General features: G+C 40.0%; 1 pseudogene. It reads right to left on the reverse strand.

The features are described from left to right. Positions 1 to 822: pseudogene (locus MLOOGBEN_RS28810) on the reverse strand (IS3 family transposase); the annotation flags it as partial.

Raw genomic sequence — 822 nt, forward strand, 5'->3', positions numbered from 1 at the left:
ACTCATGCTAGATTGAGCACCGACTTGACGAAGAGTAGATTGATAACGAGAGCTTGTATATTGACTCCCTTGATCAGTATGGACAATCAAGCCAGGCTGAGGATGTTCTTTCCCACAAGCTTGTAAGAAGCAATCCCTCACCAGTTTATCTTGCATCCGTGAAGACATTGACCAGCCTACAATCTTACGTGAAAAAACGTCGATATTCACGGCTAAGTATAAGGTGCCTTCTTTGGTAGGGATATAGGTCATGTCTCCCAGCCATACTTTATTAGGAGCTGTTGCTTTAAAGATCTGATTAATTAAATTGGGTCTTGAAAGCGAAGCTCCTTTTCTGTTGTAATGTTTATATTTATAACGGCTTCCCTTGGCATAAAGTCCCATCAAGTGCATCAGTTTCCCAACACGTTTCGTGTTGGTCATAATACCAGTATTATGAAGTACCTTGGTAATTCTAACCGCACCATAGCGTCCCTTATGCTCATGAAAGACAGCTTTTATCTTCTCTGAGAGAATTTCTCTCTCCACTTGTTGTTTTGAAGGACGACGATGCATGTATTCATAGAAACCTGAGCGAGAAACCTTAAGAACTTTTACTGCATGTTTAATTTTTATCTTCCCATGATGTTTCAAGAGAAATTCAAAACGTTTTACTTGCTTCGCTTCAAGAAGACCCGGAACTTTTTTAGAAGTTCAAGTTCCTCCTGAAGATAACGATTTTCTTTCTCTAACAATTTAATCTTATGTTGGGCATCAGCTAGGGCTGTCCCATTGCCTGGAAAAGCACTTTCTCCATATTCTTCAACTTCTTGAACCCAGCGA

The organism is Bacillus sp. EB106-08-02-XG196 (assembly GCF_013396335.1).
GTDB lineage: Bacteria > Bacillota > Bacilli > Bacillales > Cytobacillaceae > Neobacillus.